22 protein-coding genes and 2 pseudogenes are annotated in these 25264 nt (G+C 71.1%); 13 read left to right on the top strand and 11 right to left on the bottom strand.

Annotated elements, in window-relative coordinates:
• Positions 1-4: 4 nt before the first annotated feature.
• A complete protein-coding gene (locus OG842_RS12840) occupies positions 5-655 on the bottom strand; it encodes a DNA alkylation repair protein (protein WP_443064059.1) in 651 nt (216 codons plus the stop codon).
• Between the two features lie 508 nt (positions 656-1163).
• Between OG842_RS12840 and OG842_RS12835 the strand changes: the two are divergent.
• Positions 1164-1361, top strand: a pseudogene (locus OG842_RS12835) (hypothetical protein); the annotation flags it as partial.
• Between the two features lie 49 nt (positions 1362-1410).
• Positions 1411-1977: a GNAT family N-acetyltransferase gene (locus OG842_RS12830; protein ID WP_266729733.1), complete on the top strand. Its 567-nt coding sequence runs from the start codon at positions 1411-1413 to the stop codon at positions 1975-1977.
• A gap of 198 nt (positions 1978-2175) precedes the next feature.
• On the opposite strand, the pseudogene OG842_RS45195 reads toward OG842_RS12830, so the two are convergent.
• Positions 2176-2641 (bottom strand): annotated as a pseudogene (locus tag OG842_RS45195) (serine hydrolase); the annotation flags it as partial.
• Positions 2605-2739, bottom strand: a complete 135-nt coding sequence (locus tag OG842_RS12815) for a hypothetical protein (RefSeq protein WP_266729730.1) — start codon at positions 2737-2739, stop codon at positions 2605-2607. The pseudogene OG842_RS45195 and the gene OG842_RS12815, both read right to left, overlap by 37 nt.
• A gap of 27 nt (positions 2740-2766) precedes the next feature.
• Between OG842_RS12815 and OG842_RS12810 the strand changes: the two genes are divergently transcribed.
• The 3 genes from OG842_RS12810 to lon all read left to right on the top strand — a co-directional run bounded on the left by OG842_RS12810 (position 2767) and on the right by lon (position 7028).
• On the top strand, positions 2767-3186 hold the full coding sequence (locus OG842_RS12810) for a hypothetical protein (RefSeq protein WP_266729729.1): 420 nt from the start codon (positions 2767-2769) through the stop codon (positions 3184-3186).
• Entirely contained in the window at positions 3183-4085 is a 903-nt protein-coding gene (locus tag OG842_RS12805; RefSeq protein ID WP_266729728.1) for a serine hydrolase, read from the top strand. Before OG842_RS12810 ends, OG842_RS12805 begins: the two co-directional genes overlap by 4 nt.
• A 519-nt stretch (positions 4086-4604) precedes the next feature.
• Positions 4605-7028: an endopeptidase La gene (gene lon, locus OG842_RS12800; RefSeq protein ID WP_266729727.1), complete on the top strand. Its 2424-nt coding sequence runs from the start codon at positions 4605-4607 to the stop codon at positions 7026-7028.
• Positions 7029-7150: 122 nt separating this feature from the next.
• On the opposite strand, the gene OG842_RS12795 is transcribed toward lon, so the two are convergent.
• The gene (locus OG842_RS12795) at positions 7151-7909 is read right to left on the bottom strand and encodes a polysaccharide deacetylase family protein (RefSeq protein WP_266733555.1); all 759 of its coding nucleotides are present in this window, start codon (positions 7907-7909) and stop codon (positions 7151-7153) included.
• A 245-nt stretch (positions 7910-8154) separates the two neighbouring features.
• On the bottom strand, positions 8155-9009 hold the full coding sequence (locus tag OG842_RS12790; protein ID WP_266729726.1) for a lysozyme: 855 nt from the start codon (positions 9007-9009) through the stop codon (positions 8155-8157).
• Positions 9010-9251: 242 nt separating this feature from the next.
• Here OG842_RS12790 and OG842_RS12785 point away from each other — a divergent pair, with 242 nt between their 5' ends.
• The gene (locus OG842_RS12785; protein ID WP_266729725.1) at positions 9252-9734 is read left to right on the top strand and encodes a MarR family winged helix-turn-helix transcriptional regulator; all 483 of its coding nucleotides are present in this window, start codon (positions 9252-9254) and stop codon (positions 9732-9734) included.
• Positions 9735-9846: 112 nt separating this feature from the next.
• On the opposite strand, the gene OG842_RS12780 is transcribed toward OG842_RS12785, so the two are convergent.
• Positions 9847-10629 carry a protein phosphatase 2C domain-containing protein gene (locus OG842_RS12780; protein WP_266729724.1) on the bottom strand — a complete coding sequence of 261 codons (783 nt, stop codon included), beginning with the start codon at positions 10627-10629 and terminating at the stop codon, positions 9847-9849.
• A gap of 365 nt (positions 10630-10994) precedes the next feature.
• Between OG842_RS12780 and OG842_RS12775 the strand changes: the two genes are divergently transcribed.
• From OG842_RS12775 to OG842_RS12750, 6 genes are all read left to right on the top strand, one after another.
• The gene (locus OG842_RS12775) at positions 10995-13895 is read left to right on the top strand and encodes a sensor histidine kinase (protein ID WP_266729723.1); all 2901 of its coding nucleotides are present in this window, start codon (positions 10995-10997) and stop codon (positions 13893-13895) included.
• Entirely contained in the window at positions 13892-14368 is a 477-nt protein-coding gene (locus tag OG842_RS12770) for a roadblock/LC7 domain-containing protein (protein WP_266729722.1), read from the top strand. Before OG842_RS12775 ends, OG842_RS12770 begins: the two co-directional genes overlap by 4 nt.
• Positions 14365-14775 carry a DUF742 domain-containing protein gene (locus OG842_RS12765; protein ID WP_266729721.1) on the top strand — a complete coding sequence of 137 codons (411 nt, stop codon included), beginning with the start codon at positions 14365-14367 and terminating at the stop codon, positions 14773-14775. Before OG842_RS12770 ends, OG842_RS12765 begins: the two co-directional genes overlap by 4 nt.
• The gene (locus tag OG842_RS12760; RefSeq protein WP_266729720.1) at positions 14756-15406 is read left to right on the top strand and encodes a GTP-binding protein; all 651 of its coding nucleotides are present in this window, start codon (positions 14756-14758) and stop codon (positions 15404-15406) included. Before OG842_RS12765 ends, OG842_RS12760 begins: the two co-directional genes overlap by 20 nt.
• 234 nt (positions 15407-15640) lie before the next feature.
• Positions 15641-16879: a styrene monooxygenase/indole monooxygenase family protein gene (locus OG842_RS12755; RefSeq protein ID WP_266729719.1), complete on the top strand. Its 1239-nt coding sequence runs from the start codon at positions 15641-15643 to the stop codon at positions 16877-16879.
• Between the two features lie 159 nt (positions 16880-17038).
• The gene (locus OG842_RS12750; protein WP_266729718.1) at positions 17039-17620 is read left to right on the top strand and encodes a hypothetical protein; all 582 of its coding nucleotides are present in this window, start codon (positions 17039-17041) and stop codon (positions 17618-17620) included.
• 49 nt (positions 17621-17669) lie between these two features.
• Here the strand turns inward: OG842_RS12750 and OG842_RS12745 are convergent, their stop codons facing one another.
• From OG842_RS12745 to OG842_RS12725, 5 genes are all read right to left on the bottom strand, one after another.
• Positions 17670-18821, bottom strand: a complete 1152-nt coding sequence (locus OG842_RS12745; protein ID WP_266729717.1) for a C40 family peptidase — start codon at positions 18819-18821, stop codon at positions 17670-17672.
• Between the two features lie 344 nt (positions 18822-19165).
• Entirely contained in the window at positions 19166-21811 is a 2646-nt protein-coding gene (locus OG842_RS12740; RefSeq protein WP_266729716.1) for an outer membrane protein assembly factor BamB family protein, read from the bottom strand.
• Positions 21812-21895: 84 nt separating this feature from the next.
• Positions 21896-22162 (bottom strand): hypothetical protein, encoded by a 267-nt coding sequence (locus OG842_RS12735; protein WP_189542227.1) that lies wholly within the window; start codon positions 22160-22162, stop codon positions 21896-21898.
• A 17-nt stretch (positions 22163-22179) separates the two neighbouring features.
• Positions 22180-22932 (bottom strand): TetR/AcrR family transcriptional regulator, encoded by a 753-nt coding sequence (locus tag OG842_RS12730; RefSeq protein ID WP_266729715.1) that lies wholly within the window; start codon positions 22930-22932, stop codon positions 22180-22182.
• Between the two features lie 39 nt (positions 22933-22971).
• Complete coding sequence (locus OG842_RS12725) at positions 22972-23907, bottom strand: AurF N-oxygenase family protein (RefSeq protein ID WP_266729714.1); 936 nt, start codon at positions 23905-23907, stop codon at positions 22972-22974.
• 177 nt (positions 23908-24084) lie between these two features.
• On the opposite strand from OG842_RS12725, the gene OG842_RS12720 reads away from it, so the two are divergent.
• On the top strand, positions 24085-25194 hold the full coding sequence (locus OG842_RS12720) for a ferritin-like domain-containing protein (RefSeq protein ID WP_266729713.1): 1110 nt from the start codon (positions 24085-24087) through the stop codon (positions 25192-25194).
• The last annotated feature ends 70 nt before the right edge of the window (positions 25195-25264 follow it).

The following is a 25264-nucleotide window of genomic DNA, read 5'->3' as shown; positions in this document are numbered from 1 at the left end:
CCCCTCAGCTCTCCTGCTGCTGTCGGCGGCGCACCAGCTCGGCGATCCAGACCGGCGCGAACGGGGACGTGCAGTTAGGGGGAGTCGGGTAGTCCTTGAGCACTTCCAGGCGCTCGCCGATGCCGATCGCGCGGGCGCGGTACTCGGCGTGCTCGATCCCGATCTGCGCCAGACAGTGGTTCATCGCCCACTGCAGACGGTCCGGGGCGTCCTTCATCTCCGCCTCGATGACATCGAGCAGCCCCGCGATGTCGAGACCCTCGGGCTTCTTCGCCACCCGCTCGGTGGTCAGCGCCCAGCCGGCACTCGCGACCACCGGATCCGGGTCGGCGGCCCAGGCCAGGCGCAGCTCCTCGGCGTGCGGGCTCTTCTTCACCGCGTAGTTGACGAGCCAGTCGTGCACCTTGGGGGCGCGCGCCTCGCGCACCATGGCGTCCAGCTCCTCGCGCCCGAACGCCTTCGGGCGGCAGACCAGGATCGCCAGGAGCCTCGCCGCGGTGTCGCCCGTCGCCCAGAGCCCGCCCGCGAGCTCCTGCTGAGTCCCGAGCCGCTTCGCGAGCGCGCGCAGCTTGCCGAGGTTCACCCCGTGATCGTCGCCGCGCTTCTCGTTCACCTTGCGCGCCTTCGGGTCATCGAGCTCGGCGAGCTCGTCCATGACCTGCGCCACCGTCGTCGTCCCGGCCACCTCGGTCTCCTGCCCTTCGCGCGTGAGAATCCAGCGTACGGGCGACGGCCGCCGGCCCACGTGATCCGAAGTTGGCCGAATATCAAGGCGATGTGCAGGTATTGCCGCTTAGATCAGCGATCCCCGATCAAATGGAATGCCTGTCCGGCCATGGGCTGAAGGGGGGAGGGGTTTGCATATCGCACGGGAGGGCGGGGCGACAGCGTCTGACATGGGGAAGTCGTCCGTGCGTGGCCGGTTGGGCGCCGCGGGGTTCGGTGAGGCACAGCCTGTACGTAACCGCCGCCGCACAGCGCTGCCGACACCGGTTGCTGCAGCACCGCCCCCGTACGGATCGAGCCAGACCCACTGCACGCAGCAGCCATCGCCGCCGAACGCCGCACCACACAACGAGAACTGGTCGAATGGGAGCGCATGATGGCCTGGAACGAGTGGGAACAGGTCAAGGGCCGAAGCCGCTCAGCGGCAATCAGCTCAGATGCAGCTGAATCGAGCTGATGAAGGTCCTGGAGCTTCAGGCGGTGCGGCTGACCTGGTGGTGAACCAGGACGACCTCGGGGCGGTCGGACACGAGGCCTACCTGCTGCGCGGTCGGCTCTCCCGGGACGGTGACCACGCCCGTCCTGCCACCTTCGATGCGGCGATCGCCCTGACGAACAGCAACTTCACCAGCGGGCCGGTCGCGGCCGCCCCCGGGTGCGAGCGCTGCTTTGTATGATCGGCCGGTGAACGCCTCCTTCGTGCTCCGGGCTGCCGCGACGCCGACTGCTCCGGCTCTTGTCCTTCGCCCCTGGTCCGTGGAAGACATTGCTGCACTGGTCGAGGCCCACAAGGATCCCGATCTGCGTCGTTGGGCGAGCTCTCCGATGGACAGTGAGGCCGACGGCCTGCGATGGGTGCAGACGCATGAGCGGGGATGGGCAGCGGGTGACCGGTTCGGCTTTGCCGTCCTTGAAGCGGCCTCGGACGCGGCGCCGCCGCGGTTGGTGGGCAACGTGGTGCTCAAGGAAGTGGCTTCCGGCAAGCCCTCCGCCGAGGTCGGCTACTGGACGGCGGCATGGGCTCGCGGGCAGGGCGTGGCTCCCCGCGCCCTGGAGGTTCTCACCGCCTGGTCTCTCGACACTTTCCGGGCCGATGGCCTGGAAAGCCTCGAACTTCTCCATCAGGTGGACAACCTGGCGTCCTGCCGCGTTGCCGAGAAAAGCGGCTACGCGTTCGACAGGATCCTGCCGTCCGCGCCGCCTTCTTACCCTCTCGATGGTCATCTGCACATAAGGCGCACGGCTGTGTGACCCGGTCCCGTTCCGTCGTGGCCACGGCGAACGCGGCCTCGGTCACCGTCTCGTACAACCGCTCGGCCTCCCGGTCCCCGCCGTCCGGCTTTCGGCGGAGCTGCAACAGGGCCGTTGACCGGATGGTCCCGCCTCATGTGCTGCAGAACGGGAAGAGCCGCACATGTCCATGTGACGAGCTCCGGGTGAGGAAGCGGGTCAGGTGAGATCGGAGACGATCTGCGATGTGGCTTCGGCGATCAGGGAGTTCTTGGGCGGGGTGCGGTATCCGGGTCGGTCGGTCATGACGGCCACCACGAGCGGGGCGGTGCGGGGCGGCCAGATGACGGCGATGTCGTTGGCCCTGCCGTAGTTGCCGGTTCCGGTCTTGTCAGCCACCGGCCACCCGTGGGGAAGCCCGGCCCGGACGTTCGGCGCCGACGGCGGCGGCGTTGCGTCGGAGCCAGTCCTTGAGCAGCGCGCGTTTGTCGGCCGTCAGTGCGTCGCCAAGCACGAGCTTGTGGTAATCGTCGGCGATCGCCCGGGGAGTGGTGGTGTCGCGTGGGTCCTGCGGGCGGTCCTCGTTCAGCTCGGGCTCGTACTGGTCCATGCGGCTGACGGCGTCTCCGAGTCCGCGCAGATAGGCCGTCAGCTGGGCCACTTGACGCGGCTGCCCGCGACCTGGGCACGGTCCTCGGCTTCCGGGCTGCGGGCCCTGCCGCGCGCGTAGAGCTGCTCAACCCCCGCGAGGTACGCCTCGCGCTGGTCGCCGTCCCCCCGCACGGGGCCACCTGGGCCGTCCCCCTCGGAGTGGCCACCGCCCTCGGCACCGATACCCGGCCACTGCACATCGAGACGCTGCGTCCCCGTCAACCACAGCGCCCGTTCCAGCGGATCTGGATCCAACCGGAGGACGACCTGCCCCACATCCGGGACCGTCTGGAACAGCTCGGCCACCGCGCCGCCCTCCTGCCCGCGCAGATAACGGTCGCGGCCTCGCTGACCGCGGCTGTGTCCGAAACCCTGTGTACCGGGGCCCTGTTGCTCTGCTCGGCCACGCAGGCGGACGAACTGGACCTGTACTGGCGTGCGCTGGCAGGTACGCCCGTCGCCCGCGGGTACCACCTGCGCGCCGGCAGCGGCGACGACGCACGACGCGTGGGCGAAGGGCTCCGGGAGCCGATCGCGCGCTGCCTGGGTGTGCCGGCCGATGGGCAGGAGCGGCCATGAACGTCCAACGGGTCATCCGGGAGCTGCGGGCCATGCTCAAGGACGCGGGACTGTCCGGCTCGTTCCTGGTCCGGGACCTGGCCACCGGTGATGAACTCGGCATCAGCCCGGATGTCGAGTTACCGATCGCATCGCTGGTCAAAGTACCGCTCGCGGTAGCCGTGCTGGAGCGTATCCAGGACGGGCGGATCGACGGAGCCGACGTGATCGACCTGCCGCCCGGGCTCATCGCATCGGCAGGTCAGGTGGGACTGAGCAGGTTCCACCACCCGGCCCGGATCGCCGTCGAGGACCTGCTCTACCTCAGCACGGCGCTCAGCGACAATGCCGCGGCGGACGCCCTCTTCGGCCTCGTCCCACCCGCCGAGGTCAACCACGTGCTGGTGGACGCCGGTTGCACCGGTATCACCGTCCGCCACACGATGCGCGAGCTCACCCGGACCCCTGCGCGGCGTTTCGAGCCCCGCGAGGCCCATCTCGCCCACTCACTGGCGATCGGCTCCCGCACCGCGGGGCATGGGCACCCGATTCCTCAACTGGACGTCAGCCGCGCGAACTCCGGGACCGCCCGGGCCTGTGTCGACCTCCTCCAGGCCCTATGGCTTCCCGCGCGTATCCCGGTCGCCGTCGCCGCGCAGGTGCGCTCGCTCATGGGCGAGAACGTCATCCGGCACCGGCTCACCCCCTACTTCAGCTCGGATGCCTCACGGTGGTCGTCCAAGACCGGCACACTGCTCAATCTGCGCCACGAGATCGGGGTGGTCGAACACGAGGACGGCTCGAAGTACGCCATCGCGGCCCTGACGGAATCCACCGTGCCGGCAGCCGTCCAGCCGACGGCGGAGGCCGCGATGGCGCATGTGGCCCGAGCTCTGCACGATCAGCTGCGGGCGCGGTGAGCGAGGAGGACGGCGGGCCTCGGTCGACCGATCGCCCCTGCGTGGATCACGCATGAGCGCCTGGCCGATCCGGTCGGCCACCGGAAGGGGGCGCGGCATCGGAGCGTTCCATGGGCGACCTGTCACTCGCAGGGCAGATCTGCACGGGCACGGGTGAACGCGTCCGACGCGAGCCCGCACCCTGCATCCGCCGGGTCGCCGGAGGACGGACCGACAGGGCGCACGTCCAGGATCTCGCAGGCTTCAGCCGCATGCCCCGAGATCATTCGCACAGCAGCCCCGCACCTCGCAGGGCTCACCTGCACAGGGCAACAGTGTCCTTCCCGGGCCGAGCCCGCGCGCGGGGTGCCTGATGACCTGCGGCTCGCAGATTTCGTGCGGCCGGGCCGGAACCCGCACGGTTCACCGCTACGGGACAGCATCCGCGCGATCGCTCACAGCGAACACGCCCCGGGGAACAATGAACGGCTCAGGAGCATTGAGTCTGCATAGCTCAACTTGACTGCCGAAGGGGAGATCATGGCTACCGATTCCGATGCGGTCACTCCGCTCGCCCTGCCCGTGCTGCCGCTCGACGACGAGGTCGTGCTGCCCGGGATGGTGGTGCCTCTGGACCTGTCCGACACCGATGTACGTGCTGCCGTGGAGGCCGCGCAGGCCGCGGCCCGTGACGGTGGCGGCAAGCCCGAGGTGCTCCTGGTGCCGCGGATCGACGGTACGTACACCGGTACCGGTGTCATCGGCACCGTCGAGCAGGTCGGACGGCTTTCGGACGGGGATCCGGGCGCGCTCATCCGCGGCCGGGGCCGGGTGCGGATCGGGGCCGGGACCAGTGGGCCGGGCGGGGCGCTCTGGGTGGAGGGGACCCGGGTCGACGCGATCGTCCCCGATCCGCTCCCCGGAGCCGCCGCCGAGCTGGTCAAGGAGTACAAGGCGCTCGCCACCAGCTGGCTGAAGAAGCGCGGCGCCTGGCAGGTCGTGGACCGGGTCCAGCAGATCGAGGACATCTCCGCGCTCGCCGACAATTCCGGATACTCGCCCTTCCTCACCACCGCCCAGAAGGTGCAGCTCCTGGAGACCACGGACCCGGTCGCCCGGCTGAAGCTCGCCATCCAGTGGCTCGGCGAACACCTCGCCGAGCAGGACATCGCCGAGTCCATCGCCAAGGACGTCCAGGAGGGCGTCGACAAGCAGCAGCGTGAATTCCTGCTGCGGCGCCAGCTCGAAGCCGTCCGCAAGGAGCTCTCCGAACTCAACGGTGATCCGGAGGACGAGTCCGACGACTACCGGGCCCGCGTCGAGGCCGCCGACCTTCCCGAGCATGTCCGCGAGGCCGCGCTCAAGGAGGTCGACAAGCTGGAGCGCTCCTCCGACCAGAGCCCGGAGGGCTCCTGGATCAGGACCTGGCTCGACACCGTCCTCGAACTGCCGTGGAACGAACGGACCGAGGACGCGTACGACATCCGGGGCGCGCAGCAGGTGCTCGACGCCGAGCATGCGGGGCTCCAGGACGTGAAGGAGCGCATCACCGAGTACCTGGCCGTCCGCAAGCGGCGCTCCGACCGGGGGCTCGGCGTGGTCGGCGGGCGGCGCGGCGGTGCCGTGCTGGCGCTGGTGGGGCCTCCGGGCGTGGGCAAGACCTCGCTCGGCGAGTCCGTCGCGCACGCCATGGGCCGCAAGTTCGTCCGTGTCGCCCTCGGCGGTGTGCGGGACGAGGCGGAGATCCGGGGCCACCGGCGTACGTACGTGGGCGCCCTGCCGGGACGCATCGTGCGGGCCATCAAGGAGGCCGGCTCGATGAACCCGGTCGTCCTGCTCGACGAGATCGACAAGGTGGGATCCGACTTCCGGGGCGACCCGGCCGCCGCCCTCCTCGAAGTCCTCGACCCGGCGCAGAACCACACCTTCCGCGACCATTACCTGGAGGTCGAGCTCGACCTCAGCGACGTCGTCTTCCTGGCCACGGCCAATGTGCTCGAAGCCATCCCGGAGGCCCTGCTCGACCGCATGGAGCTGGTCAGGCTCGACGGCTACACCGAGGACGAGAAGGTCGTCATCGCCCGGGACTACCTGCTCCCGCGCCAGCTGGAGCGGGCCGGCCTGGAGAAGGACGAGGTGACGCTCGACGAGTCCGCGCTGCGCAAACTGGCCGGCGAGTACACCCGCGAGGCGGGCGTACGGAACCTGGAACGGGCCGTCGCCCGGCTGCTCCGCAAGGTCGCGGCCCAGCACGAACTGGGCGACCGGGAGCTGCCGTTCACGGTCACCGAGGCGGATCTGCGTGCTCTGATCGGGCGGCCGCACCATGTGCCCGAGTCCGCCCAGGACCCGGCCGAGCGCCGTACCTCGGTGCCCGGCGTGGCCACCGGACTCGCGGTGACCGGCGCGGGCGGCGACGTGCTGTTCGTGGAGGCGTCGCTGGCCGACCCGGAGACCGGGGCGTCCGGACTGACCCTCACCGGCCAGCTCGGCGACGTCATGAAGGAGTCCGCGCAGATCGCGCTGAGCTTCCTGCGGTCGTACGGCGCGGAGCTGGAGCTGCCGGTCGCGGACCTGAAGGACCGCGGCGTGCACATCCACTTCCCGGCGGGCGCGGTCCCGAAGGACGGCCCGAGCGCCGGCATCACCATGACGACGGCGCTGGCCTCGCTGCTCTCCGGGCGGCTGGTCCGTACGGACGTGGCGATGACCGGTGAGGTCTCGCTGACCGGCCGGGTGCTGCCGATCGGCGGCCTGAAGCAGAAGCTGCTGGCCGCGCACCGCGCCGGGATCACCACCGTGGTGATCCCGAAGCGGAACGAGGCCGACCTGGACGATGTCCCCGCCGAGGTCCTGGACACGCTGGAGGTCCACCCGGTGACCGATGTCCGCCAGGTCCTGGAGATCGCCCTCGCCCCGGCCGCCGCGGCCAGGCCCGAGGAGAGGATCCCGGCCGCGGCGTGATCGCCACGGCGTGACGGACGTGGCACCGCGTACGCGACCGGTACGGACGGCCCGCCTCCCCGGCAACGGGTGGGCGGGCCGTTCCGCGTCCGCGACACCGCGCGCCGGGGTCCCGCTGCGGCTCAGGGGCGGTAGATGGTCCCCGGGACCGGCTCGGCGGGCGCCATCAGCTGCGGGACGGTGACGAAGGTGTAGCCCTGCTTCTTCAGCTCGTCGATGATGCCCGGCACCGCGGGCACCGTGCCCTTGTAGATGTCGTGCAGCAGGATGACGCCGTCCTTGCTCGCCTGGTCCAGGATGCGCTTCTTGATCAGCGCCGAGTCGGTCGTGGAGTAGTCCTTCGCCGTGGCGCTCCACAGGATCTGGGAGAGCCCCAGGTCCTTGCTGATGTCCGAGACGGTGTCGTCGGTGCGGCCCTGCGGCGGGCGCATCAGGCGCGGCTTCTTGCCGGTTATCTCCGCTATCGCGTCCTGAGTCTTCTTCAGCTCGGCGCGTATGTCGGCCGGCTTGCGGTCCGTCAGGATCTGGTGCGTCCAGGTGTGGTTGGCCACCTCGTGTCCCTCGGCGGCGATCCTGCGCACGGTGTCGGGGTGCTTCTTGACGTGGTTCTTGCCCAGCAGGAAGAAGGTCGCGTGCACCTTCTTCTCCTTGAGTATGTCCAGCAGGTGCGGGGTGTCCTCGCCCGGTCCCGCGTCGAAGGTCAGCGCTATGCACTTCGCCTTGCGGCAGTCCACCGGGCCGAAGGAGCCCTTGGCGTCGGAGCCGGCGTCGCCGCGCGCCGAGGCGGGAGCCGTGGTCTGCATGGAGCACCCGCTCAGCGTGAGGGTGAGCGCCGTCACAAGGGCGGCGGCCAACCCCGTACCGATCGACTTCGTCTTCATGGACAAGGCGGGTCACTCCTCCGTTGCTGAACAGCTCGACACGGCGCACGGTGTGCGGCAGAGAAGGACTATACATAGCGTGTATACAGCGCGTTTATAGGGGGTCGTTCCGGGGGTGGAGGGCGGAAATCCCTGGTCGCGAGGGGTGAAGTCGCGGGGGCGGGGGACAGGCGAGAGCCCCGGCGGGTGACCAGCCGGGGCTCTGCGGTGTGAAGCGGTGGGCCGCGAGGACGCGGCGGGCGGACTCAGCCGTTGGCGAGGGCCTGTACGCGGTCGAGGGCGCCGTTGAAGCGGTCGTGGTCGCCGACCGTGGGGCCGGACGAGGTGTACTGCCACATCGTGTAGAAGCCCCAGCCGGCCGGGAGTTCGCCGACCGTGGAGGCGTAGCGGGCCACCCACAGCGGGTTGGTCGTGCCGAAGCTCGCGTTGTTGCCGGTGCAGGTCTTCCACCAGCTGGTCGCGGTGTAGATGACCGCGTCGCGTCCGGTGCGCGCCTTGTACGTGTTCACGAAGTCGCGGATCCACGAGACCATGCCGGCCGCGGTCTTGCCGAAGCACTGGTCGCCGTACGGGTTCCACTCGATGTCGAGCACGCCGGGCAGCGTCTTGCCGTCCCGCGACCAGCCGCCCCCGTTGTCCACGAAGTAGTTGGCCTGAGTGGCGCCGCTCGTGGTGTTCGGGGTGGCGAAGTGGTACGCGCCCCGGATCATGCCCACGTTGTAGGAGCCGTTGTACTGCTGGGCGAAGTACTCGTTCTTGTAGTACGTGCCCTCGGTGGCCTTGGTGTAGGCCCACTTCACCCCGCTGTTCCAGAGCGTCGACCAGGCGACGTTGCCCTGGTGGCCGGAGACGTCGACGCCTTCGGTCTGGACGGCGAGGGTTTCCCGCGGCATGCCGTCCTGGCCGTCATGGGCGATGACACCCATGCCCATCGTGGCCGTGCCGCGGGCGGGCTTCTTGGCGGCCGTCGCGTCCTGGCCGGCGGCGGCGCTCGCCGCGCCGGGCAGGGTGAGGAGCAGCGAGAGGGCTGCGAGCAGGGTCCCGGCCGCCGCGAAGCGGGAGCGGCGGGATGTCTTGGAAGTGGATCTGAGCACCGGCATGGGAGTGCCTCCGAGGACGTGGTGGGGGGACGTGCTGATCCCAGGGGGACGCGGAGCGCGCCCCTGTCGGCATGTAATGGTGTGAACATGCCAGGACTGACGCTACGCACGTAGACCCGTGCTGCGGAAGGGGGCCTGGTAGCTGCCGTTGGTCTACGCCTGCGAAATACTGGCGGAGCTGCGGCGATGACCAGCGGCGAAAGAAATTTTCAGCGACAGGAAAGCTCACGAGGGGTGTTGACGTGCACGGGAGCGAAAGCGGTAGTGAACCCGGCGCGACCGGCGGAAGTGGTGTGGACCACGCATTCCTCGCTCTGGAGCGGGAGTTGGCCGTCTTTCTGCGCCGGGCACGGTCCAATTCCGGCGAGATGGCTCGCGAGGTCCATCCGGATCTGGAGGCCGCCGCGTACGGACTGCTCGTCCGGCTGGAGTCGGCCGGGCAGCAGCGGGCCACCGATCTGGCAGCCTACTTCGGGGTGGGCAAGGCGACCATGAGCCGTCAACTGCGCGCCCTGGAAGACCTCGGACTGGTGGCCCGTGAACCCGATCCGGCCGACGGCCGCGCCTTCCTGGTCCGCCTCACCGCCGAGGGGCTGGCCCGCTACCGCAGCGTGCGCGACGCCCGCCGTGAGCGCTATGTCCGCAAGCTCGACGACTGGGACCGGGCCGAGGTGGCCGAACTGGCCCGGCTGTTGCACCACTTGAACGAGCGCGCCGAGGGCTGAGCGGGCTGGGGGGATGACGCGCGCCGAGGGCTGACTCGCGCCGGAGTGCGGCCTTTTGGTGCGCCGCCACAGCGCCGCGCAGGCCGCCGCCGGGGCGCCGCGCGGGCGCCCGTCACAGCACCGCGTAGACCGCCGTCGCGTCGTCGTGGGTCTTGCTGCGGCGCAGGTGCCTGCGCCCGGTGTCCGCGTCCTCCAGAGCCCTGACCCGGTCGATCAGCCCCTGCGTCCCGTCCTTGTGGAGAACCCCGAGGCAGTCCGCCCAGTCGCCCTCGTGGAACATCTCGGTCCAGCGGGACGCCCCGTCGGTCAGCGCGGCGATCGCCCGCACCCGATCGCGCGGGGTGCGCCCGGTGATCGCGCGGGCCGCCACGGAAGGGTCGGCGGCGGCGGTGAAGAAGCCGCCCTCCTTGTTCCGGAAGGAGTCGGCGAGCGCCTCGGTACGCAGCGAACCGGGCGGCAGGCGGTCGAGCCGGTCGTCGAGCAGGGGGCGCACGCTCCCGTCGTGCGACTCGAACAGGAGTACGGAGTCGGAGAGCACCAGATGCTCGACCCCGTGGTCGTCCCAGCGCGCCATGACGACCGTCGCCTGAGGTGTACGCACGTGAGAAAGGTCACACAGGGAACGGTGCGTGTCGGCGGTGCGTCGGATGGACGTCTCCAGGATCTCCTGAAGGGTCAGATCCCGCCGCGAACCGGACAGTTCGATCAGCGAGCCGCCCAGCCGGGCGGTGAACCAGGCGACCGAGTGCGCACAACCGTCGTCGCCCCGGGGTGGCGTCACCCCGTCGAGCACGACCAGTGCCCCACCCTGGCCGGAAGCGGGAAGCGAGGTGGCGGCCCAGTCCTCGTTCGGGCGTTCCGGGCTGCCGGCGGCGGTGGCCAGTTCGATGCGCATGCGACCAGTCTGCACGGCGCCTTCACGAGCCCTGCACCCGGCCGGAATTGGTTTGTACCAGCAGGTCAGGCGAGCGCCTTGAGCGGAAGGAGTGGCTCCGTTGGGCATGCGGGCGGGCATCCTGCCAAAGCCTGCGCGGAAGTTCCAGCCCAAGCGCCAGGTGTGGCCGAGGTGCCACCGGGGCAAACTTGTTCGCCAACTCTGGAGTGATGTTCACTCGTTCAGGTGGCGGAGTGGTTGATGCACGCCCCCCTCTCAAAAGCACTGGAATGGTCAGAAGCCGTACCAGGGGTCGGGGCGCTCGTTACATGTGACCGTGCGTCACCTCTGCTTCAAGGGCGGACGAGTCAAGATTGCGAGCACCGGTGCAGAAGAAGCGGCCTCGGAGCAAGGGCGGCAAGCAGAGCGGTTCCGGGGTGACGCCACCGGCACCTGCCGAGAGCGGGAGCACCCGGCGCCCCGTGCGGGTGCGTAGCCGGCTGGTCGCCGGTGTCGCGGTGGTCGGCATCACGGTCATCGCCGCGGGCACCCCCGCGATCCTCGCCGCCTCCTCCGAACTGAACGAATCGCAGCGGCTGGTCACCCTCGCCGAGCTGAACCAGCAGGCCATCGCCCTCGCCCACGCACTCGCGGACGAGCGCGACGAGGTCACCGCCCGGATCGCGTCCGGAAGTGACGAGGCGTCCGGCGGCAAGGGCGACTCCCGCAGCCGGAGCGCCCGCGTCGACCAGCAGGTCGACGAGATCCGGCCCACGGCCCCGGCCGCACTGCGCCGGGACCTCTCCACCATCCCGTCCCTGCGCCGCGACGCGCTCAGCGGCAAGGGCACGGCACTGGAGGCCCACCAGGCCTACTCCGAGGTCATCGCCAAGCTCCACGCGCTCGCGGACGAACTCGCCGAGAAGACCCCGCCGCGCGCGGCCGAGGCCACCCGCGCCCCGCTCGCCCTCGGCCAGGCCACCGAGCAGGCCTCCGCCACCCGCGGGCTGCTGATCGCCGCGCTCTCGGTACCCCGCAAGGTCACCGTCCCGCAGCTCGACCCGGTGACCGGACTGCCGGTGCCGCCCCAGGACGGCGGCAGCGACAAGGACGACCGCACCCGTGACGAGCTGAGCGCCGCCGCCCAGCAGACCCGGGTCCGCGAGCTCGCCGCCCTCGCCGACTTCGACCAGGCCGCCGGCTCCACCGCCCGCGACAAGCTGTCGTCCACCGTCACCGGGCCCGAGGTCAACAGCGCGGAGAAGTACCTCAACACCCTCACCGACCGCCCCGAGCTGTCCGACTCCGACCAGCGGACCAGCAGCAAGAAGGCCGACGCGGCGCTCTCCGCGCGGATCGACCGGATGCGGAGCGTCGAATCCGCCCTCGGCACCGAACAGATCCAGCGCCTGGAGCAGCTGCGCGACGACGACGTCACCGCGCTCGAACTGCGCATCGCGCTGCTCGGCGGCTGCCTGCTGATCGCCGTCGGCGTCTCCACCGCGGTGGCCCGCACCCTCACGCAGCCGCTCGCCGTGCTGCGGATCGGCGCCGCCCGCCTCGCCACCGAGCCCGACACCGCCGAGCCGATCCGCTACACCGGCCGCAACGACGAGTTCGCCCAGGTCGTACGGTCCCTCAACAGCCTGCACGGCAGGCTCCAGGGGCTCCTGACCGAGTTCAACGGCCGTTACGAGACCCTCCGGGCCGAGCACGGCGAGCTGCTCGCCGGGCGCGAGGCCCTCACCCTCCAGCGCGCCGAGCTCCAGGTCCTGGCCTCCGACCTCACCGCCCAGCTGGAGCGGCTGAAGAACACGGTCCACCACACCTTCGTCAACCTCTCGCTGCGCACCCTCGGCCTCGTCGAGCGCCAGCTCGGGGTCATCGAGAGCCTGGAGGAGCGCGAGCACGACCCGGAGCGGCTCGCCACCCTCTTCAAGCTCGACCACATGGCCACCGTCATGCGCAGGCACAGCGAGAACATGCTGGTCCTCGCGGGCGCCGAGCACGGCCACGGGCACGCGGGGCCGATCCCGCTGGTCGACGTGTTGCGCGCGGCCGTGTCGGAGATCGAGCGGTACGAGCGGGTCACCATCCAGTCCCTGCCGCCGCACGCCCAGATCGCCGGCTTCGCCGCCGACGACCTCAGCCACCTGGTCGCCGAACTCCTGGAGAACGCCACCTCCTTCTCACCGCCCGACTCCCACGTCCAGCTCTCGGGCTGGCTGCTGGAGAGCGGCGAGGTGATGCTCTCCGTCCAGGACGAGGGCATCGGGATGTCGACCGTACGGATGGGCGAGCTCAACACCCGCCTCGCCGACCCCAAGCTCTTCGAGGTGGGGGACCAGGGCGCGGACGGAGCGGGCCTGGGCCTCCAGGTCACCTCCCTGCTGGCCGCGCGCCACGGCGTCCGGGTCCAGCTGCGCGAGCACAAGGGCAGCGGGGTCACGGCGGTCGTCGTGCTGCCGCAGGCCCTGCTGCCGAAGGCGCCCCCGGTCGCCACCCCGCCGCCGGTGAAGGTCCCCGGGGACGCCCCCGCGCTGAACCTGCCGGGGTCGGTCGCCGAGGCCAACTCCAACGCGCTGCCGAGCCGTACCCTCGCGCTGCCCGACGACCCGCTGATCGCCGCCGCCGAGCAGACGATCCGCGAGGCGGAGGCCGAACCGGCCCCCGCCGCTCCCGAGCCCGCCGTCGCCCCCGAGCCCGCCCCGGCCCGGGCGCAGGCCCCGGCCGAGACGGAGGCCGAGGTCACGATGCAGGTCCGGCTCCCGGTGGTGCCGGAGTCCGCGGACGCCCCCCGGGCCCAGGCCCCCGACCCGTACGCCATCGGCCCCGACCACCACGAGCGCACCGCGGACGGCGCCCCGGAGCCGCCCCCCGCCGCCCCGGTGCACGCCCCCGTGGCCGACGCCCTGCCCGGCCCCCGGCAGCCGGAGCAGCAGTTCCAGCCCCAGCAGCCCGCCGAACGCATCACCGACAAGGGGCTGCCCAAGCGCACCCCCAAGGTCGTCAAGCCCACCACGGCACCCACCGCCGAGCGCAAGGGCAGCCTGGACAAGGAGGCGCTGCGCCGTCGACTCGGCGGCTTCCACCAGGGCGCGAAGGACGGCCGCCGGGACGTCGAGGTGGAGATCGCCGAGAGCACGGCCACCGGCACGTTCCCGGGAGCCGCGGTACCCCGTGCACGCCCCGCACAGACCGAACACAGTGAGGCGGCCGGCCTCCATGGCGGCCGGACCGATCGGACGGACGAGACGGGGGACACAGTCGAGGAGGCACGCAGTTGACTGCGCCCAGCACATTCGGGCTGAGTACCGAGGCCCGTAACCTTCACTGGTTGCTGAGCAATCTCGTGGAGGAGGTGCCAGGGGTCCACTCGGTCACCGTCGTCTCGTCCGACGGACTGATGCTGCTCTCCTCCGACCCCGGCCATCTGATCGCCCGGACCGGCAGCCAGGGCGGCCCCAGGGGCTCCAGCGCCGACCTGGCGACGATCGTCTCCGGCATCGGCAGCCTCACCATCGGCGCCGCCAAGCTGATGGACGGCGGCGGCGTCAAGCAGACGATGGTCGCCATGGACGAAGGCAGCGTCTTCGTCATGTCGATCAGCGACGGCTCGCTCCTCGGCGTGCACGCCACCCCGGACTGCGACATGAGCGTCATCGCCTACCACATGGCGCTCTTCGTCGGCCGGGCCGGACACGTACTCACCCCCGAACTCCGCAGTGAACTGCGCAAATCGATGGAGAGCACCCAGTGAAGCCCGCTGCTGAAACCGCCCGCAGGCTCCCCGTCCGCGGGGCCGACCGAAGGCCCGCACGGGTCCGTCCGTACTCGCTCACCGGCGGACGCACCCGGTTCGGCCACGTCCTGCTCGTCGAGACGTTCGTCGCCGCGCTCGAAGCGCCCGAGGAACGCCGCGAGCTGACCAACGGCAACCTGGGCCGCATCATGCCGGAGCTCCAGGCCATCGTCGAAATCTGCCGCCGGATGCGTACCGTCGCGGAGATCTCGGCCCTGTTGAAGATGCCGCTCGGCGTGGTCCGGGTACTGCTCAGCGACTTGGCCGATCAAGGAAAGATCCGCGTGTACGGGACCGGTCACGGCACCGGCCAGCCCGACCGCGCACTGCTCGAAAGGGTGCTCAATGGACTCCGCCGTCTCTGAGTCGCCGCTCTTCGCCCCGCGTCAGCCGGGCGCCAAGGACCAGGCCGAGGAATCGCTCCAGGCCTGGCAGCTGGATCACACCAGGGCTCCCATCGCCACGAAGATCGTGGTCGCGGGAGGCTTCGGCGTGGGCAAGACGACCTTCGTCGGGTCGGTCTCCGAGATCACCCCGCTGAAGACCGAAGCGATGATGACCCAGGCCAGCGAGGAGACCGACGATCTCTCCGCGACGCCCGACAAGGTCACCACGACCGTCGCGATGGACTTCGGCCGGCTCACGCTCGACGACGACCTCGTGCTGTACGTGTTCGGCACACCGGGCCAGCAGCGCTTCTGGTTCATGTGGGACGACCTGGTGCGCGGCGCGATCGGCGCCGTGGTGATGGCCGACACCCGCCGGCTCGCCGACTGCTTCCCCGCACTCGACTACTTCGAGAGCTGCGGGCTGCCGTACATCGTGGCCGTCAACCACTTCGAGGGAACGCCCGGATTCGAGGCCGAAGATGTCCGGGAGGCCCTGACCGTCCCCTCGCACGTACCTGTTGTGATCATGGACGCGCGCAACAGGATCACCGTCGTCGAGTCGTTGCTGGCCCTGGTCGGCCACGCCCTGGACGCCACCCCCGCCTAGGCCGGGTCGTCAGACTGCCGTCTGCCGCGCGGCGCCCGGCACGCACGCTGGCGACGTTGCCGAAATGCCCCAGTAGCTCCTTCCCCGAGTTCTCAACTGCGTTCGAGCAGGGGAGACCCGTCCGAGGACCTTCCGGCGCCTTGCGATCGCAGGCACCGCATGCCGCGCGGCTGCCCTTCGGGCGACGACGGCAGTCCGACGACCCGACCTAGCCACATACAACGGAGAACCGCGATGCGGAAGATACTCATAGTCGGAGCCGGCCAGTCCGGGCTCCAGCTGGCCCTCGGACTGCAGTCCAAGGGGTACGAAGTCACCCTGATGTCCAACCGCACCGCCGACGAGGTCCGCTCCGGCCGGGTCATGTCGACGCAGTGCATGTTCCACACCGCGCTCCAGCACGAGCGTGACTACCAGCTCAACTTCTGGGAGTCCCAGGCCCCGCGCATCGAGGGCCTCGGCGTCTCCGTCGCGGCGCCGGACTCCTCGCGCGCCGTCGACTGGGTCGGCAAGCTGGACGGCTTCGCCCAGTCCGTCGACCAGCGCGTGAAGATGGCCGGCTGGATGGAGACGTTCGCCCAGCGCGGCGGACAGCTCGTCATCCACGGCGCGGCGGTCTCGGACCTGGACTACTTCTCCCGCACCTACGACCTGGTGATGGTCTCCGCGGGCAAGGGCGAGCTGGTCTCCATGTTCGGCCGGGACGCCTCCCGTTCGCCGTTCGACGCCCCGCAGCGCGCCCTGGCCGTCGCGTACGTCCACGGCATGGGCCCGCGCCCGGAGCACCCCGACTTCGACGCGGTCCGCTGCAACCTGGTCCCCGGCGTCGGCGAGCTCTTCGTGATGCCGACCCTGACCACGTCCGGCCGTGCCGACATCCTGTTCTGGGAGGGCGTCCCGGGCGGCCCGCTCGACGTCTTCCAGGGCATCAAGGACCCCTCCGAGCACCTGGCGAAGTCGCTGGAGCTCATGGAGCGGTTCACGCCGTGGGAGTACGCCCGTGCCACCAAGGTCGAACTGACCGACGCCAATGGCACCCTGGCGGGCCGCTACGCGCCGACCGTCCGCAAGCCGATCGGCCGGCTGCCCAGCGGCGGTCTGGTCCTCGGCGTCGCGGACGTCGTCGTCGCCAACGACCCGATCACCGGCCAGGGCTCCAACTCGGCCTCCAAGTGCGCCAACGCGTACCTGGACTCGATCATCGAGCACGGTGACCGGGAGTTCGACGCGGACTGGATGCAGGCCACCTTCGACCGCTACTGGGAGACCGCCCAGCACGTCACGAAGTGGACCAACGCCATGCTCGGCGTTCCGCCGGAGCACGTGCTGAACCTGATCGGCGCCGCCGGCCAGCTCCAGCCGGTCGCCGACCGCTTCGCCAACGGCTTCAACAACCCGGCGGACTTCGAGAACTTCTTCTTCGACCCGGAGAAGACGAACGCGTACCTCGCCGAGGTCTCCGGCGCGGCGTAAGCGCCCGACCTGCCGGGCAGCGGTCGACGTTGGTCGACGCCGCCGTCCGTGGGCCGTCCTCGGACGGTCCTCGGACGGCCCGGCCGTCGATGCGGCCGACCGGCTGTCACGGAATCGCCCGGCGCTGTGCGGCCATCCCGGTAATATCACCGCTCCGACATGGCCAGGACGATCACAGCCGAGGTGGGCGGCATGCAGGAGGTCAGCGTTCCCGACGACAGTACGGCGGAGACGATGCGTTCGGTCGCCCGCGCCCGCGACTGGGGCTCGCCCCGGCACGCGGCCGGCGCCCGGGAACACCCCGGCTCCTGGGGACGGGCGCTGGTCACCGGGCTCTTCGCCATCCTGCTCGGCGGCCTCACCACCTGGGGGCTGGTCGCCGCCCGGGACGACCTCATAGCGCCCCTCGTCTTCGCCTTCTCCTTCGGCTACGTCCTCACCCTGATGCTGGTGTGGACCGCCGTGAGGCAGAAGCCGGGCCCGCCCCGTCCGGCACAGTGGATCGCCGTGTACGACGCCGGACTGGTGTACTGCGTGGCGGGCGCCGGACAGGCGCTGGCACTGCCGTGGGACGAGATCGAACGGGCCGAGCACAAGGTCGTCGAGGTGAAGGACCAGCTCGGCACGACATTCCGTACCGTGCACTCCCTGACGGTGCAGCCGCTGCCGAACCCCGTGCGGCGCGGGCCGATCGTTCTGCCGCCAGGTTTTCCGCGAGCGGAGACGATCGCCACCTCGTGACCGACCGGGCACGGGAGCGCCGAGGCCACTCCTGACCGCGGCTTGCCGCCTACTTCCCGGAGGCCGAGGGGGCCGACGAGGAGCTGTATCCCGCGTCCGAGCCCGCCGAGGCTCCCTGCGGGAGCTGCGGCGGCTTGTACGAGGACAGCGCCGCGTTCCGCGGATCGGGCCGTACGGCGCCGAGCAGCGGATTCGACGCGACTGGCGAGACCTTCACCTTCGAGCCCGGCCGGGGCGCCTGCACCACCAGGCCGTTGCCGATGTACAGCGCCACATGGGTGGCCTTCGGGAAGTAGATCACCAGGTCACCGGGGCGCAGCGCGTTCACCGGCACCTTCCGCAGCTGCCGCCACTGCTCCTGCGAGGTCCGCGGAATGACCTGGCCGGCCTTCGCCCAGGCCCGCGAGGTGAGCCCCGAGCAGTCGAACGAGTCGGGCCCCTCCCCGCCCCACACGTACGGCTTGCCGACCTGCGCGATCGCGTACTTGACCGCCTCCCCGCCCGCTTCGGACGGCGGCCGGGTCGAGGACAGGGCCCCCGAGGCGGCCAGGGCGCCCTGCGCCTTCTCCACGTTCCGCTGTTCGAGCCGGGACACCTCGGTGAGCTGCGAGCCGGAGAGCTTGGCCAGCATCGATTCGACGGCCTTCAGTCGCGCCCGGACCGTGTCCCGCTGCTTCTTCTGCTTCGCGGCCAGGACCTGCTGCCGGTCGAGCACCTTGCGGGACTCGGTGGCCAGTTCGTCGGCACGCTTCTCGGCCCCGGTGAGCCGCTTCACCGTCGCCGCCCGTGCGGTCGCCGCACGCCGGATCACATGTTCCTGGTCCAGCAGGTGTTCGGGATCCCGGGACAGCAGGAGCCGCATGTACGCGGAGAGGTCGGACCGCCCCTGATACTGCTCCCGGGCCAGCTGCCCGGCCTCGTCCTGGCTGTCGGCCAGCGCGGTCCGGGCGGCGACGAGCTCGGCGTCGAGCTTCTTGGCCTGCGCCGCGCGCTTCTTCAGCTCCGCGTTGGTCCCGTTGTACGTCTCGGTGGCCTCCTCGGCCTGCTGGTACAGCTTCCGCAGCTCGGACAGGAGCTGCGCGACGCTCCTGTTCGCACCCGCGGCCGGGCCCGGCGCCGGGGCCGCGGCGGCCGCCGGCGAGGCCGCGACGACTGCGGCCACGGCCGCGGTACAGACCGTACGCAGGACTCCGCCCGACACGACATCACCTCCGATGACGGGGCGACCATGGGACTACCCCATAAGTGAGCGCAACGGGACAATATGTTCACTCGGCGCCGGGAGATGCAAGAACTGCGTGGCGTGGCGGTGGCCGGGTTCGCCCGGACGCCCCACAGGGCGGCCCAGGGTCTTTCGTTTGGATCATGCCGGGCTCGCGTGCCCCGGTGCCGCGCCTCGCCGCGTTGTCGTCGGTCGTCGACGCCCCTTCCCCAAGCTCTCGGCTCCGCTCGAGCAGGGGAGACCCCATCCGACTCCCTCCTCCGCCTTGCGACGCACGGCATCGGACCCCGCTCCCTGATCCGGCCTGATCCAAACGAAAGACCCTAGGCGACCGGGAACGCGTAGAAGATCCGGTCGCGTTGTACGACGACGGTCCGGCCGGAGGCCAGTACCCGGTACGGGGCGGTGACCGTGGGGCCCTTCGGGTCCTGGGTGCCGATGTCCTGGAACTTCCACAGCCGCCGGCCGTCCTCGGCCGCGAACGCGGTGACCTGGGAGCCGTCCGAGGCCAGCAGCGTGCGGCCGGTCGTGCTGAGGGTGACGGCGGGCGCGGCGGTGCCGATCGCGGCCTCCGTCGAGCGGCGCCAGCGCAGCCGCCCGGTCTCCCGCTCGACCGCGCCGACTTCCTGGTTGCGGTTGGTGGTGTGCAGCACGGCGCCGGTGGCTACGGGGGTGCCGTACGGGGTCCCGCTGGTGCCGTTCAGCGTCCACTTCGGCTTGCCGGCCGGGGTCTCGAACGCCTGGAGATCGTCGCCCACCGCCGCGTACAGGAGGCCCTGGTCGTCGCCCATGGCCGCCGCGTCGGGGGCGACGGTGCCGAACTGCTTGGTCCACAGCGCCTTGCCGGTCTTGCGGTCGAAGCTCCGGAAGACGGCCTTGCCCTTCGCGGCCCGGACGTCGCCGGGGGTGAGGGTGGCCGGGCTCTGGCGTACCACCAGGTCGTTCCGGCCGACCGCGATCAGCCGGTGGACGGGGGTGCCGGGGGCGCGTCCGGCCGGCACCGGGGCCCGCCACAACTGCTCACGCCGCACGATGTCGTACGCGAAGAGATAGGCCCTGATCACCTGCTTGTCCTTGCCGCGCTTCTTGCCCTTCTTCGGCGGCGGGGCCTTGACGGTGACCGTCTCGGAGCCGGTGAACCAGATCACCGGCCCGGACGCGCCGACGAATGCCGGGGCCGACAGCTTCGGCATCTCGGGGGACAGTGCGGCGTGCTCCACCCGGTGCACGGTCTTCCCGTCCTTCGGCGACAGCCAGAGGAAGCCGGACGGAGCTGCGACGAAGCAGAGGTCCTTGCCGGCGGGGAGGGCGGCTTGTCCGTCGGCGGCGTCCGCGTTCTGCCAGGCACGGCGTCCGGTGCGCAGGTCCACGGCAGTCGCGCCGTTCTTGCCGGTCAGCACGAGCAGCCGGTCGTTCCAGACGGCGGCGGTGAGCGGTGCCGGTTCCGCCGTCGGGTGCGTGTAAACCCAGCGGGGCTGCGGCGGCAGTCCCGCGACGGTGGGACCGCTGTGGCTCGGCGAGGGCTTGGGGTCGTCGGCCGTCCCGTCGCCGCCGCCCAGGGCGAGGACACCGCCTCCGCCGACGACCAGTCCGGCGGCCCCGGCGGCGAGCCCGATGAGCAGGGTGCGCCGGCCGGCGGCGGGGGAGGCGGGTCGTGCGGCGGAGAGCGCGGAGCGCCCTGCGGGGATCGGCAGAGGGGCCGGAGCGACCATCGGCGGGGGCACGGCGGGCACCCCGCCGGGGAGAGCCGAGGTGGGTCCGGCGGGTCCGGAGGGGAGGGGCGCCGGGGCCGGGTCGGCCGGGCGGCCGGTGAGCTCGGGCGGGACGGAGAGCTGGGTCGTCGGCCGGTCGGTCCTGGGGGCCTGGCGCGCGAGGTTCCCGAACTGGGCGGTCCGCGTGTCCGGGAGCGGGAGCGGGAGCGGTTCGACGGCCTCGGCCCCGTCGGCCGGTGCGCCCGGCGGGGTGTCCACCGGCTCGCGGGGCGGGGCGTCCACCGGGGCGTCCACCGGGGTGTCCACGAGGCCTTCGGCCGGTCCTTCCACCGGTCCGCCGGCCGCGACCGTCTCCCGGGCCCGCGCCCCCTGCTCCGCCACCGCGGCCGCCAGCGCTTCCGGCAGCCAGCCGCCCTTCGCCAGGCCCGCCGCCCCCTCCAGGGCGAGTTCGGCCGCCACCGTCCCGGCGCTCGGCCGGTCGGCCGGGTCCTTCTCCAGGCAGCGGGCGATCAGGTCGCGCAACTCCTCCGGAACCGCGCCGAGTTCGGGTTCGGTGCGGGCGATCCGCTCGGCGCCCTCGGCGGCCGGGCCGTCGGCGAGCGGGGTCGTGCCGGTCGCCGCGTACGCCAGCAGCAGGCCCAGCACGAAGAGGTCGGAAGCCGGTCCGGGCTCCTCGCCCGTGACCTGTTCCGGGGTCAGATAGCCGAGCCGTACGGACAACTGGCCGCCGGACCGGGCCTCGGCGGCCGCCGCCGCGCCCAGCGGGCCGAACGCGGTGAGGCGCGGCCCGTCCCCGGCCAGCAGCACCGTCCGGGGGGCCAGGCCCTGGAGCACGGCTCCGGTGGCGTGGACCCGGGAGAGGGTCTCGGCGATGCCCGCGCCCAGTATCCGCACGGCACGTTCGGGAAGCGGTCCGGTGGCCTCGATCGCCTCGGCGAGCGTCAGCGCGGGCACGTACGGTCCCGCCGTCCACAGCAGGTCCTCGTCCGTGGCGTCGTCCGCGGCATCTTCCGGGCCGCCCAGCTGCGGCTGGACCCAGCCGCCGGTCAGCCGGTCCGCGGTGCGGGCCTCCGCCTGGAAACGGCGCCGGAAGGCGGGCAGCGCGGCGAGTTCGGGGCGGGCGGCGGTGATCACCACCGCGTCCTGCGAGGCCGCGACGTGCGCTAGGTACTGCACGGCGCTCGCGGTCTCGCGTACCCGTGCAAGCACGGTGTACGGGCCGAAGCGGCGTGGATCGTCCTGACGCAGCGCCTCCATGGCGCACCCCCTCGCTGACCGTGCCTGAGCACCAGAGCGTCGATCTTAGACCGAGCGACCGGTGCCCCGACGGACCGCATACCCTCAGTCCGGCTTCGACCAGGGCCACTTGGGGCTGTGCCGCTCACGGCCGCCGGGGGCGTACTCGTACACCCAGCCGCGCGGCAGCCCCAGCCGCTTGCTGTGGCCGGCCGGCACCCTGCGGTACGCGTACACGGTGGCGGGACCGCCGTCGGCGGCCGGTACCGGGACCTCGTACCACTTGGGCGGATGGCCGGTCGGGCCGACGAGTACGGGCAGTACCCGGCCGTCCAGGGGGCCGCCGGTGAAGGCGGTGTTCTCGCTTCGCACCGCCCCAGTCTGACCGATCAGCCGTCCTCGGGCAGCAGATGGGCCGCCTCGCCGAGGACCGGCACCAGCCGCTGTGCCAGCCGTCCGGCCGGACCCGCGGCGGTCTCCAGCGGCAGCAGCGCCGCCACCGCCGACGCGGTCTCCGGGTCCGTCGCCGCAGTGGCCGCCAGCAGCACCATCAACTGGTCGACCAGCCAGTCGCGCAGCTCGGCCGCGGCCGGCTGCTTCCCCTCGTCCAGCCAGATCAGCGATGCCGCCTCGACGGCCGCGATCCAGGTGCGCACCATCATCCGCAGCCTCGGGCCGGCCGCCGCGCCGCTGCCCAGGTGCTGCAGTATCTGCTCGGCCGCCGCCCGCCGTACCTCGTCGACGATCGCCGACGTACGGGAGGTCTCGACGACGCAGCCACCGCGCAGCAGCGCGCTGAAACCGGTGTCGTGCTCGTCGACGAAGGCGAGGTAGCGGTCGAGCACCCGGGTCACCCGCTCGGTGGGCGGACCCACCGGCGGCTCGGTGAAGCACAGGATCAGCTGCTCGGCGGCGGACCTCAGCGCCGCCTCGTACAACTGCTGCCGCCCGCCCGGGAAGTAGCGGTACACGAGCGGGCGGGACACCCCGGCGACCGTCGCGACCTCGTCGAGCGAGACCTCGTCGGGGGCCCGGTGGGCGAAGAGGGTGAGGGCCGCGCCGAGGAGCTGGGCGCGGCGCTCCTCGACGCCGAGCCTTCGGTACGCGCGGGCCGGCGGCGCGGTGGCGGCAGCAGGGGTCATATGCCGAAGCCTAGGCCCTTTCCCTCGTACCGGACCGGATCAGGCCAGCAGACCGGAGCTCTTCCACAGCCTGCGTCCCACCCCGTTCAGCACCCCGATGTCGTCGAAGAAGTCCGTCAGCCGCTTCGCGCCCGACTGCATGACCTCCGCCCGGTGGCCGCTCGCCTTCACCTGGGCGACCGCCTCGTGGCGGTCCAGGCCGACGTTCTCGTACACCCGGGGGTTGATGAAGCAGACGGAGAAGACACGGGCCGCCTCGCCGCAGCTCACCCGGGTCAGCTCGCGCTCCCAGCGCGGGGCGGTCACCATCTGGCGGCGCAGCTCCTCGCGGGCGTAGCGGACGTGCCGCGCCTCCTCGACCACATGGATGCGGGTCACGCCGCGTACCAGCGTCTGGACGCGCTCGTCCGGGAAGGTCAGCCGCTGCATCCAGTCCAGGATCTCCTCGCCGAGCAGGGTCGCGGCGAACGAACCAGGAGTGGTGGAGATGGTCTTCAGCACCCGCGCGAGGTTGTGATAGACGCGCGGCACCGGGTAGTCGGGCGACCCGCCCCACTCGATCATGCGGCCGAACATCATCGAGTGCCGGCACTCGTCGGCGATCTCGGTGAGCGCGTAGCGGACGTGATTGCTGGTCACCGGCCGGTCGTAGATGTGCCGGACCAGCAGCTGCATGAGGATGATCTCGAACCAGATGCCCAGCGAGGCGAGCGAGGCCGCCTCGTGCCTGGACAGCTCCATCCGCTGCTCCTCGGACATCTTCCGCCACAGCGGGGTGTCGTAGAGCGATACCAGCTCGGGCGGCCAGAACCACTTGCCGTCCTCGACCGGCGCGTCCCAGTCGAGTTCCTTGTCCGGGTCGAAGGAGTGCTTGGCCGAGGAGTCGAGCAGCCGCTCGGCGATCTGTTCGCGGTTCCGGAGCGGGCCGAGTGCGTCGCGAAGCAGCTGGACGTCGCGTTCGCTCACTGTGGTCATGCTGGGGGCACCTCGCACATGGGTTACCGGCGGTCACTCCTTATGAGACTCCTCGTCAGCAGGGCCGTCAATCCCTTGCGCGCGACTTGTTGACCCGGTGTCTACCAACGTGTGAACCTGCCAACTGAAGCAACTACCAAGGGAATTGCCGGAACACGCCAGGCGAAGGAGCCGTCCGTGTCGACACACGACCTCTACACCACCGCCCCCGCAGCACCGTCGTGGCAGGTGCCCGCCTCCGGCGCCGCCCGCTTCAGCTGGGACTACGACGACGGCCGCGAACGCCTGCTCGCCCTCTACCAGAAGGGCAAGGACAAGCAGTGGGACGGCAACAAGCGCATCGACTGGTCCCTGGAGGTCGACCCCACCGACCCGCTCGGCACCCCCGACGAGGTCCTCACCCTGTACGGCACCCCGCACTGGGCGAAGATGACCGAGAAGGACCGGGGCGAGCTGCGCAAGCACTACACCTCCTGGCAGTTCAGCCAGTTCCTCCACGGCGAGCAGGGCGCCATGATCTGCGCGGCCCGGATCGTGGAGTCCGTCCCCGACATGGACGCGAAGTTCTACTCCGCGACCCAGACCATGGACGAGGCGCGGCACGCGGAGATATACGGCCGGTTCCTGCACGAGAAGGTCGGGATGCTCTACCCGATCAACGACAACCTCCAGGGCCTGCTCGGCGACACCCTGCGCGACTCCCGCTGGGACATGCCCTACCTCGGCATGCAGGTCCTCATCGAGGGCCTCGCGCTGGCCGCGTTCGGCATGATCCGCGACACCACGACCAAGCCGCTGCCCAAGCAGATCCTCGCGTACGTCATGCAGGACGAGGCCCGGCACGTCGCGTTCGGGCGGATGGCGCTGCGCGACTACTACAAGCAGCTGAGCGACGCCGAACTGCGCGAGCGCGAGGAGTTCGTCATCGAGGGCTGCTACCTGATGCGGGACCGGCTCAGCGGCGTCGAGGTGCTGGAGAACTTCGGCATCGCCAAGCAGGAGGCCAAGGACCTCTCCGAGCACTCGGAGTTCCTCCAGCTCTTCCGGAAGCTGCTGTTCAGCCGGATAGTGCCGTGCGTCAAGGACATCGGCCTGTGGGGCGAACGGCTCCAGAAGGCCTACGTCGACATGGGCGTCTTCGACCTCGGCGACTCCAACCTGGACCTGCTGATGACCCAGGACGAGGAGATAGCCGAACAGCTGGACCGGGACCGCTTCGCGGCGGAGGAACAGGCCAGGGTCGCCGAGGTCGAGGAGGCGATAGCCCAGGGCGCCCCCGTCGAGTGACCGGAAGCGGCGCCTTCGCGGGGGCCGATCGTATGTACGCCATCGGCCCGTGCGGGGGAGTATGTCGGGC

Origin of the sequence: Streptomyces sp. NBC_00376 (assembly GCF_036077095.1) — a bacterium.
GTDB lineage: Bacteria > Actinomycetota > Actinomycetes > Streptomycetales > Streptomycetaceae > Streptomyces.
The sequence above is the reverse complement of the archived record's forward strand: the minus strand, read 5'-3'. Positions and strand labels throughout refer to the sequence as shown.